Here is a 9,800-nt window from a genome sequence, read left to right as displayed (position 1 = left end):
AGCAAAACCGCTTCTAGCGGTTCAAGCGCAGCGTTTCAAACCTCCACCTCTGGTGGAGGTCATGACTTGTATGTAGCGCTGCAAGTGAGGTCAGCAAATGAAGTGCAGATGTGGTCTGTCATGGTAGGGTGAAGGCTCGACACGCGCTTCAACACAGAAAACATCCCGCAGGAGCTGCTCCGTCAAAACGTCAGCCGGCGAACCGGTAGCAACAATACTTCCATTCTGAAGCACCACCAATTCGTCGCAGAACAGGGCGGCATGATTAAGGTCATGAAGCGCAATCACCGTTGTCATCGGCAGTTCGGAGACCAGTTTCAAAAGACTGATCTGGTGCTGAATATCCAGATGGTTCGTCGGTTCGTCGAGGATCAGTTCCTGCGGCGATTGAGCCAGTGCCCGGGCGATCTGGACGCGCTGCTTCTCGCCACCGGACAGGCTTTGCCATTTGTCGAAACGCTTGCCGTCAATCCCTGTGCTTTCCATTGCCTGTTCGACAGCATCCTGATCCTCAAGCGACCAGCCGGAAAACAAAGAGCGATGGGGAAAACGGCCAAGCCGGACGACATCGCTCACGGTCAGGCTCGCATTCGTGGCTGCATGCTGTTCAACGAAGGCAATTCTCCGGGCCAGCTTCTTGCGCGGAATGCCGTTTAGGTCGGAACCTGCCAAGCTGATGCTGCCGGAAGTTGGGGTCTTGAGACCAGCAAGAAGCCTCAAGAGCGAGGTCTTGCCGGATCCGTTCGGACCGATAAGGCCAACCATCTTTCCGGCCGGGATATCGACAGAGACATCCTTCAGGATGGTTTTAGAACCAATGCCCCAGGTCATGTGTTCGACAACAAAGCTCATGAGGCGCGCTGGAACCTGTACAGGATGACGGAGAAGAAGGGTACGCCGACCAATGCTGTCACCACTCCGATCGGCAGAACCTGACCTGGGATCAGCGCTCGAGATGCGATATCCGCCAGCACCATGAAGATTGCGCCGACAACGGCGCATGTCGGCAGCAATCGGATGTGCAGCGGCCCGACAAGGAAGCGCGCAACATGGGGAACCACCAGCCCGACAAAACCAATCGTGCCGACCATGCTGACAATCGTGGCCGTCATCATGGCAGTGAGCGCGAAGAGCAGCACGCGGGTGCGGCTGACATTGACGCCAAGCGAAGCCGCGGCTTCGTCACCGAAGGCAAAGGCGTCCAGCACCCGCGCTGACAGCAGGCACAGGATGAGACCTGCTCCAATCACGATGGATATCAGCGTGAATTCCGGCCAGCGCACGCCACCAAAGCTTCCCAGAAGCCAGAACATGACATCCCGTGCCTGCTGGGCATTGCCGGATGTGGTGACGACATAAGATGTGGCGGCGTTGAAGAGTTGTGACGCAGCCACGCCCGCCAGAATGGTTCTATCCGCGCCACCGCGTGTACCATTCGAGAGCAAGGCGACGAAAAGGAATGCGAAAAACGCCCCGGCAAATGCGCCCACAGACAGCGAAACGGCTCCTGCTCCAAGGCCCAGAATAACGATCGCGACTGCCCCGGTCGATGCTCCCGCCGAAATGCCCAAGACATATGGCTCGGCCAGCGGATTGCGCAGCAGCGACTGGAGAATGGCGCCGGACAATGCGAGACCCGCGCCGCAGAAGACGGCAACCAGTGCCCGGCTCAACCGATAGTCCCAGATGACCGCCTCATGGATGCGGTTAAGCGTAATATGCGTCCATCCGAGCTTGTTAGAAACGGCCAGCAGCGTAGTGGAGATCGGTATCGGCAAATCACCGATACCGACGCTGAATGCGACGACGAGCAGGATCAAGCCGAGAGATGCGGCAAGAAGCAGACCAACTCTGACTGCGTTGCTGATCATCAACCCGGCACGATCCGTTCAATTCACTTCTGAAGACCGAGTGTTTTCAGTTGTTCGGCGATTTGCAGGGCACCATAGATCGTGCGGATCGTCGGGTTCATGGCCTGTCCATCCATGACAACAATCGCACCATTCTTCACAGCATTGATCTGGCTGACGGCCGGGTCGGTCTTGAGGAACTTGATCTTCGCTTCCGGCTTGTCGAGTTCCCAGCGGTTGCGATCAAGGCTCGCAACAACGATCACATCGGGATTCGCAGCAATGATGCTTTCCCAGCCGACAGTCGGCCAATCAGCTTCCGAGGTAATTCCATTCTTGCCGCCGAGGATATCGGCAATGTAGCCGGACGGGCTATTCTTGCCGCCCACATATGCATCGGCGGTAGGGGAGGGGCTGGAGAACCAGAAAACGTAAGAGAGCTTCTTGTTGCCCGGCGAGATGCTGGCACGGAGATCGGTTTCCCGCTTTTTGAGGTCGGCGATCAGGGCCTGTCCACGGTCCTGAACGTCAAAGATTTTCGAAAGCTCGTCAATCTCCTGGAACAGTGATGACATGTCCCAGAGTGCGCTGCGGTTTCCATAGCCGTATTTGTCTTTCGCGGCATCCGGACTGACGCAGGTGCTCGGCGAAATATAGCTCGGCACGCCCACCTTTTCGAAGTCTTCGCGTTTTGCCACCTTGCTGGAAGGCCCGATCAGGCTCGGCAACATGGCGGCGACAAAGTCCGGGTTCTCGGCCAGCAGGGCTTCGAATGTCGGGAACTCGACGGTCAGCAGTTTCACCTTGGCATTATCTTCCGCCAGCTGTGGCATGACCTTGCTTGGCCAGAAGGCGGTAGCGGCCATCCTGTCCTTCAGACCCAGCAGCAGCATGATTTCGGCACTGTTTTGTCCAAGACCGATCGCACGGCTTGGTGCCTTGTCGAACGTGACCTTTGCGCCGCAGTTTTCGATCGTCAGCGGATACTGGGTCGATGCCGCGTGCGCTGATCCAGAAGAGATAAATGCCGCGAGCGTAAGCCCCGCGGCGGCTGCGATTGATCGTGTCAGGTACATTTGTCACCCCAAAATTAGAATGACGGCACCCCTATCCAAGAACAATCCAAAAAACAAGATAATTTCGATCCACTTTATTTTGCATCCGGAGTTACGGATTGAGACCCGCGCAGCGAGCGGTATTGCGGATATGTGTCTCCATTTCCTCCTTGGCCAAAGCGCCATCATTGCTGCGAAGCGCCTCAATGATACGCCGGTGCTCGGCGATGGATTGCTTCATTCGCTCGGGATCGGTCATCGGGATCGGCTGACGCTGTGTTTCGGTGATGAGCTCCCGAACTGTCTGGTAGAGTGCCTGAAGCATCTGGTTGGAGCAGGCTGAAACGATGGTGCCATGAAACTGCAGGTCCGCTTCCACATTCGAAAGAACGTCCTGTTTCGCCCAGCACTCTTCCATTGTGGCGGTTGCGGTTTCCATCTCGGTCAGTTGCCGCTGGGTGAGGCGGCCGGACGCCAGCCTTGCGATTTCACCCTCCAGGAATATGCGTGTCTGAAACACGTCGAAGGCCGAATAGCTCTGAGAATATCGCCAGGGCGCCATATTGGCAGCTGGTCCCGCTGCCCGTTCACTGGGTGACGTGACGAAGGTGCCGCGGCCCGCTTCGGTTTTCACCAGTCCTAGGGTCTCGAGGGTTAACAGGGCTTCCCGCAAGGACGCACGGCTTACACCGAAACGCTCCGACAACTCGCGCTGTGACTGAATCCGTTCACCCGGTTTGAGGGCCCCGGTCTGTATCATCGTCTGGATTTCCCGTGCCACGGTTTGCGGCAAAAGCGTCTTGTTGAGCATTTCCTGTTGTACCCGCCACCGTCACTTCAACTCGGCCAATCTATTTTCAGCAAGCCATCTTGCAAAGCGGAAAGAGGCATGGTTGTTTGGCCCTACTGGTCTGACCAGTTAGACCATTGTATGTGACATCGTGCATCAAATAACAAGGGGAACCTCATGACACGCGTGACTACATTCGCAGCCGCAATCGTTTCCGGCGTTGCAGCCTTCTTTACCTTGCAAACCGCTCAAGCGGCAGATCTGACCGTGGGAGCTAACATCGGCAACGTGCCTTGGGAATTTCAGGATGCCAGCGGTAAGGTCGTCGGCTTCGAAGTCGACCTCGTCAACGAAGTGGCAAAGCGTTTGGGCAAGACGGTCGAATTCGTCAACACGCCCTTCAACGGCCTGTTCCCTGCGGTGCAGTCCGGCCGCATTAACATGGCTATCTCGTCCATTACCATCACGGAAAAGCGTCTTGAATCTGTTTCCTTCGCACAGCCCTATTACGACAGCGACCAGTCTCTGACAGCAACTGCCAAGTCCGGTATCAAGGGCCTGAAGGATATGAGCGGCAAGGTCGTGGGCGTCGATACAGGTTCCACCGGCGACATGTGGGCGGAAAAGAACAAGGCCCAGTACAAGTTTGGTGACATCCGTCGTTTTGAAGGTCTCTCTCCTGCCATGCTCGATCTCGTCGCTGGCCGCATCGACGGCTACATCAGCGACATCCCGGCGCTCCTTTATTACGTCAAGGACAAGCCGGAACTGAAGGTGGTCGAGCGCATCCCCACGGGTGAGAAATATTCGATCATGTTCAACAAAGGCGACAAGCTGGCGACCCAGGTGAACGATGTGATCACCGCGCTGAAGAAGGAAGGCTATATCGCCAAGCTGCACGAAACATGGTTCGGCGCAAAGGCTGAAGCATCCACCTCGACCGTCATGGTCGCGGATATGCCGAAGGGCAAATAATGCCTGAGCGACGGGCGGTCTCTTCAAGCGGAGAGGCCGCCAGCCAAACGGAGCCTCAACGGCATGAATCTCATCAATACATTCTTCAACCTCAAGGTCTTTCTTGAGAGCCTGCCCCAACTCCTGTGGGGCCTCGTGGTCACGCTTGAGATCGGAATCGTCAGCATTGTCGCCGGTCTCATAGGCGGTCTGATCCTGGCTGTTGCCCGGCTCTACAGCCCGACATTCATCAAGGTCCTCATCCGAAGTTATATCGACGTATTCCGATCGATCCCGCTTCTGGTCCTGCTGATCGTGGTCTATTACGCTCTGCCATTCGTCGGCATTCGGCTTTCGCCATTTCTCTCGGCAGTCACCGCGCTGTCGCTTGTTTCCGCCGCTTACACGGCAGAAATCTTTCGTGCCGGGATTGAAGCTATCCCGCATGGCCAGTTCGAGGCTTCTGCCGCACTTGGCCTGTCAAACCGTCACACCATGGTGGATGTCATCCTGCCGCAGGCAATCCGCATCGTCATCCCGCCGCTGACGAACAACTGCATCAATGTGTTGAAGGACACCGCGCTTGCCTCGGTGGTAGCGATGCCCGACCTCCTCAAGCAGGCAACGCAGGCGCAGGCGTTGGCTGCGAATCCCACACCGCTGATTGGTGCTGCCGTCATCTATATCCTGCTTCTCTGGCCCATGGTGGCCGTGGTTTCGCGCCTCGAGAAACACTTCAGCCGGGGGAAACGCTGATGACCGCGCAAACGAAAAACATCATTTCAGTTCGCGGACTGGTGAAGGCCTACGGCACCTTCACCGTTCTGCACGGCATCGATCTGGATATCGCGGAAGGCGAAGTCGTCTGCGTCATCGGGCCTTCGGGGTCCGGCAAATCGACCCTGATCCGCTGCATCAATCATCTGGAGGCATTTTCCCCAGAAAGCACGATCACCGTGGATGGTATCCGGGTTCAGCAGGGAGCAGCGCTTGCTAAGGTACGCGCAGAAGTCGGCATGGTGTTCCAGTCGTTCAATCTCTTTCCGCATATGACGGTGCTGAAAAACGTCATGCTCGCGCCCATGCGCGTTCGGCAGACGCCGGAAGCAGATGCTGCCCGCAAGGCCCGCGAGCTGCTGGCCCGCGTTGGCATTTCCGAGCAGGCGGAAAAATATCCCGGCCAGCTATCCGGCGGTCAGCAGCAGCGTGTGGCGATTGCCCGCGCACTTGCCATGGAGCCGAGGGTGCTGCTGTTCGATGAGCCGACCTCGGCGCTCGATCCGGAAATGGTGGGCGAGGTGCTGGATGTCATGCGCCATCTTGCAGGCACGGGAGTCACAATGGTGGTCGTTACCCACGAAATGGGTTTTGCGCGACAGGTGGCCGATCGCGTCATCTTTATGGATGGCGGCAAGCTGATTGAAATGGGCACGCCTACCGAGATCTTCGACAATCCTCGCGAGGAGCGTACCCGCAGCTTTCTGCGCGCAGTGCTCAATCATTGAACTCTTGAAGTCACAAGGAAATTCATCATGGCCGACCAACCCTCGCTCGATCTCGACTTCGTCCGAAGCCAGTTTCCGGGCCTCAATCGTGGCTGGACCTTCTTTGATAATGCGGGTGGCTCGCAGATCCTTCAGGGAGCGATTGACAGGATCAACAGTTTCCTGATCGAGCGCAATGTCCAGATCGGCGGCTCCTATGAAGTCTCGCAAAACGCCGCCAAGGCGCTTTATGAGGCGCGCACTGCCGCTATGCATCTGGTCAATGCCACCCGGCCGGAAGAAATCGTCTTCGGCGGTTCCACAACGGCGCTTCTGCAAAATCTCGCCCGCGCCATGCAGAGCCAGTTGAAACCAGGTGATGAGATCATCGTCACGGTGAGTGATCACGAGTCGAACATTGGCCCCTGGGAGCGTTTGCAGGATGCGGGCATTGTTCTCAAGTTCTGGCCCTTGAACCGGGAAACGCTGACCCTTGATCTTGCCGATCTGGAACCTTTGATGACCGACCGTACCCGCTTGGTCTGCGTTACCCATGCCTCGAACATTCTCGGCAGCGTCAATCCCATCCGCCAGTTTGCCGATTTCGTTCATGAGCGCGGCGCGCGGATCTGCGTGGATGCCGTGGCCTATGCGCCGCATCGCCTCGTGGACGTGCAGGCCTTCGACGTCGACTATTACGTCTTCAGCCTCTACAAGACCTATGGCCCGCATTGCGCGCTGATGTACGGCAAATACGACTACCTGCTCGAGCTTGATACGCTTTACCACTATTTCTATGGCAAGGATAAGGTGCCGGGCAAGCTGGAGCCTGGTAACCCCAACTACGAACTGGCTTACTCCACCTGCGGCATCGTGGACTATCTCACCAGGCTCGGTGAACAGGCAGGCGACACGGGCAGCGTTCGAAGCCGCATCGAAACGGCGTTCAAGGCCATCACCGCCCAGGAGGATGCGCTAACGGATAGGCTACTCTCCTATCTGCGCATGCGTAACGACTGCCAGATCGTCGGCCAGAGCCATAACCGCGAAAGCCTGCGCGTTCCCACCATTGCCTTCCGTTTCGATGGCCGCAATGCTGCGGATCTCTGCAAGGCTATGGACGAATATAAGATCGCCATGCGCTTCGGCGATTTCCACTCACGCCGTCTGGCGGAATATCTGGACCTGACCGATCAGGGCGGCATTTTGCGGGTCTCCATGGTGCATTATAATACTCTGGAAGAGATTGATCGCTTCACGGCGGCGCTGGATCAGATTCTATCTGGCAGTGCCGGTCTGGCCAAGGCAAGCTGAGGAGGCGGGTAAGATGCGTTTTGACACCATCATCCGGAATGGCACCGTCGCCACGGCCAGCGACACCTTCGTCTGCGATATCGGTATTCGGGACGGGCGGATCGCCGCCCTTTCCACGGGGCTTGAGAATGCAGATGAGATCATCGATGCCACGGGTCTCTTCGTCCTGCCCGGCGGTATAGACAGCCATGTGCATCTCGACCAACCTTCCGGCGATGGCATCGTCATGGCCGATGATTTCGATAGCGGCACGAGATCTGCAGCCATTGGCGGCAACAGCACCGTTCTCGCTTTTTGCATGCAGGAAAAGGGCCAGACCCTGCGCGAGGCGCTCAAGATCTATCACGAGAAGGCGGAAGGCAAATGCCATGTGGACGTGGCGTTTCATCTTGTGATTACTGATCCGACGCCCGAAGTGCTGGGGCAGGAACTTCCTGCTTTGGTGGAGGATGGCTACACCTCGCTGAAGGTCTTCATGACCTATGAAGGCCTGCGCCTCCGCGACGACCAGATCCTCGATACGCTGGATGCTGCGCGCCGCACCGGTGCCCTCGTCATGGTCCATTGCGAGAACGAGGATGCCATTCGCTATCTGATTGGACGGCACGAGGAGGAGGGTAAGTTCGCGCCGAAATATCACGCGACCACGCGGCCCATTCCCGCCGAGCGGGAGGCCACGCACCGCGCCCTCTCACTGGCGGAAATCGTTGATGTTCCTATCGTCATCGTCCACGTGTCCAACCGCGAGGCGATGGAGGAAATCCGGCGCGCCCGCCAGCGTGGCCAGAAGATTGCCGGGGAAACTTGCCCGCAATATCTGATGTTGACGGCGGACGATCTCGACCGTGATGCGCTGGAAGGTGCCAAATATGTCTGCTCTCCGCCACCGCGTGACAAGGCCAGTCAGGATGCCTGCTGGGAAGGGCTGGAGCAGAATGTCTTCGATCTCTTCTCGTCAGACCACTGCCCGTTCCGCTATGAGGATGTGCATGGCAAGCTGAACGAGAAGGGCAAACGTCACTTCCGCTGGATACCCAATGGCATTCCGGGCGTTGCAACACGCCTGCCTATCCTGTTTTCGGAAGGTGTCATGAAAGGGCGTATCACCCTCAATCAGTTTGTGGCGCAGACTGCGACCAACCACGCCAAGCTTTATGGTCTTTATCCGCGAAAAGGCACTATCTGCGTTGGCGCCGATGCGGATCTGGCACTGTGGGACCCGAACCGTCAGGTCACCATCACCAATGATATTCTGGCGCATGGCTCAGATTATACGCCCTATGAAGGTGTGGAAGTTCGTGGGTGGCCGGTTCAGCTGCTCATTCGTGGCAAATCGGTCATGCAAGCCGGGGCGCTTGTGGAAGACACGCCGAGCGGCCACTATCTCAGCCGCCAGCGATCTTCTCTTGTTTCAACGCCTGCCTGAAACGGGCATTGTAGTGGTCAGCCACGACTGACCACTGCGCCATTTTCAACTGCAGCATTCTTCACGAACCCGGCAATGTCGGCGTGGGTTGCAAACCAGACATCCTCATGCTGCTGAATATGAGCAATCAGTTCTTCCAGAATGAAGATGCGCGAGCGATAGCCCGTGACATGCGGGTGCATGGTCAGGAGAAACAGCCCGCCCTCCTCATAGGCCCGATCGAACTCCCGCTTGAAGATATCCAGCACTGCCGGTGGGGGCGTGTATGGGCGGTGCGCGGTAAAGCGATTCATATTGAAATAGACCGCATCGTCGCGGATCCATTCGACCGGCAGTTCCACCATGCCGGTCGCTTCGCCATCTTCCACCAGTTCGTAAGGGTCGTCGTCGGCCATCAGCGACGAATCATAGAGCAGCCCGAGTTCACGCTGGATCTTCAACGTGGCGGCGGAGAAGTCCCAGGAGGGTGTGCGCATGCCCACTGGCCGGATGCCGATGATTTTTTCCAGCGTGTCAGCAGCGCGGAAGTGCAGTTCGCGCTCCTTCTCCGGTGGAACCTTGGTATTCACCTCATGTATCCAGCCGTGCAGACCGATCTCGTGACCTTCCGCAATCACCTGCCGTTGCTCATCCGGGTAGAGCAGCGCGGCGACGGCCGGCACGAAAAAGGTGACTGGCACACCTGCCTTCTTGAGGACGTCCAGAATACGCGGCACGCCGACGCGATTTCCATATTGCCCCTGCGACATGCGACCGATGGATTCTCCGCCATCGCGCAATTCGTTGGTCTCGTGGTCGCTGTCGAAGGACAGGGCGACCGCACAACGTGCGCCGCCTTGCCAAACCTTTGGCTTCAGTGATCGACCGGCGCGCACCTTTTCCACCTTGCCGCGCCAGGTGGCCTCATCCCATTCCCAGGGTTCCATT

10 protein-coding genes are annotated in these 9,800 nt (G+C 57.5%); 5 read left to right on the top strand and 5 right to left on the bottom strand.

Annotated features, from left to right (window positions below; translation table 11 throughout):
• Nucleotides 1-90: 90 nt before the first annotated feature.
• The 4 genes from E8M78_RS05500 to E8M78_RS05485 form a co-directional block, all read right to left on the bottom strand.
• On the bottom strand, nucleotides 91-852 hold the full coding sequence (locus tag E8M78_RS05500; protein WP_137134114.1) for an ABC transporter ATP-binding protein: 762 nt from the start codon (nucleotides 850-852) through the stop codon (nucleotides 91-93).
• Nucleotides 849-1,871, bottom strand: coding sequence for an iron ABC transporter permease (locus E8M78_RS05495; RefSeq protein ID WP_137134113.1), 1,023 nt, complete (start codon nucleotides 1,869-1,871; stop codon nucleotides 849-851). Before E8M78_RS05495 ends, E8M78_RS05500 begins: the two co-directional genes overlap by 4 nt.
• A 23-nt stretch (nucleotides 1,872-1,894) precedes the next feature.
• Nucleotides 1,895-2,926, bottom strand: coding sequence for an ABC transporter substrate-binding protein (locus E8M78_RS05490; protein WP_137134112.1), 1,032 nt, complete (start codon nucleotides 2,924-2,926; stop codon nucleotides 1,895-1,897).
• A 91-nt stretch (nucleotides 2,927-3,017) separates the two neighbouring features.
• Nucleotides 3,018-3,716 carry a FadR/GntR family transcriptional regulator gene (locus E8M78_RS05485; RefSeq protein WP_137134111.1) on the bottom strand — a complete coding sequence of 233 codons (699 nt, stop codon included), beginning with the start codon at nucleotides 3,714-3,716 and terminating at the stop codon, nucleotides 3,018-3,020.
• A 156-nt stretch (nucleotides 3,717-3,872) separates the two neighbouring features.
• Here E8M78_RS05485 and E8M78_RS05480 point away from each other — a divergent pair, with 156 nt between their 5' ends.
• From E8M78_RS05480 to hydA, 5 genes are all read left to right on the top strand, one after another.
• A complete protein-coding gene (locus E8M78_RS05480; RefSeq protein WP_137134110.1) occupies nucleotides 3,873-4,670 on the top strand; it encodes a transporter substrate-binding domain-containing protein in 798 nt (265 codons plus the stop codon).
• Between the two features lie 63 nt (nucleotides 4,671-4,733).
• On the top strand, nucleotides 4,734-5,405 hold the full coding sequence (locus tag E8M78_RS05475; RefSeq protein WP_137134109.1) for an amino acid ABC transporter permease: 672 nt from the start codon (nucleotides 4,734-4,736) through the stop codon (nucleotides 5,403-5,405).
• A complete protein-coding gene (locus E8M78_RS05470) occupies nucleotides 5,405-6,154 on the top strand; it encodes an amino acid ABC transporter ATP-binding protein (RefSeq protein ID WP_137134108.1) in 750 nt (249 codons plus the stop codon). Before E8M78_RS05475 ends, E8M78_RS05470 begins: the two co-directional genes overlap by 1 nt.
• A 27-nt stretch (nucleotides 6,155-6,181) precedes the next feature.
• A complete protein-coding gene (locus E8M78_RS05465; RefSeq protein WP_137134107.1) occupies nucleotides 6,182-7,447 on the top strand; it encodes a cysteine desulfurase-like protein in 1,266 nt (421 codons plus the stop codon).
• 13 nt (nucleotides 7,448-7,460) lie between these two features.
• Complete coding sequence (gene hydA, locus E8M78_RS05460; RefSeq protein ID WP_137134106.1) at nucleotides 7,461-8,873, top strand: dihydropyrimidinase; 1,413 nt, start codon at nucleotides 7,461-7,463, stop codon at nucleotides 8,871-8,873.
• 17 nt (nucleotides 8,874-8,890) lie between these two features.
• On the opposite strand, the gene E8M78_RS05455 is transcribed toward hydA, so the two are convergent.
• Nucleotides 8,891-9,799 (bottom strand): polysaccharide deacetylase, encoded by a 909-nt coding sequence (locus E8M78_RS05455; RefSeq protein WP_137134105.1) that lies wholly within the window; start codon nucleotides 9,797-9,799, stop codon nucleotides 8,891-8,893.
• Between the last annotated feature and the right edge of the window lies 1 nt (nucleotide 9,800).

Origin of the sequence: Rhizobium sp. FKY42 (genome assembly GCF_005222835.1) — a bacterium.
GTDB lineage: Bacteria > Pseudomonadota > Alphaproteobacteria > Rhizobiales > Rhizobiaceae > Neorhizobium.
The sequence above is the reverse complement of the archived record's forward strand: the minus strand, read 5'-3'. Positions and strand labels throughout refer to the sequence as shown.

Bases quoted from the DNA above. Each gene is read 5' to 3' on its own strand.
- E8M78_RS05500 (WP_137134114.1), bottom strand. From the start codon at position 852: ATGAGCTTTGTTGTCGAACACATGACCTGGGGCATTGGTTCTAAAACC.
- E8M78_RS05495 (WP_137134113.1), bottom strand. From the start codon at position 1,871: ATGATCAGCAACGCAGTCAGAGTTGGTCTGCTTCTTGCCGCATCTCTC.
- E8M78_RS05490 (WP_137134112.1), bottom strand. From the start codon at position 2,926: ATGTACCTGACACGATCAATCGCAGCCGCCGCGGGGCTTACGCTCGCG.
- E8M78_RS05485 (WP_137134111.1), bottom strand. From the start codon at position 3,716: ATGCTCAACAAGACGCTTTTGCCGCAAACCGTGGCACGGGAAATCCAG.
- E8M78_RS05480 (WP_137134110.1), top strand. From the start codon at position 3,873: ATGACACGCGTGACTACATTCGCAGCCGCAATCGTTTCCGGCGTTGCA.
- E8M78_RS05475 (WP_137134109.1), top strand. From the start codon at position 4,734: ATGAATCTCATCAATACATTCTTCAACCTCAAGGTCTTTCTTGAGAGC.
- E8M78_RS05470 (WP_137134108.1), top strand. From the start codon at position 5,405: ATGACCGCGCAAACGAAAAACATCATTTCAGTTCGCGGACTGGTGAAG.
- E8M78_RS05465 (WP_137134107.1), top strand. From the start codon at position 6,182: ATGGCCGACCAACCCTCGCTCGATCTCGACTTCGTCCGAAGCCAGTTT.
- hydA (WP_137134106.1), top strand. From the start codon at position 7,461: ATGCGTTTTGACACCATCATCCGGAATGGCACCGTCGCCACGGCCAGC.
- E8M78_RS05455 (WP_137134105.1), bottom strand. From the start codon at position 9,799: ATGGAACCCTGGGAATGGGATGAGGCCACCTGGCGCGGCAAGGTGGAA.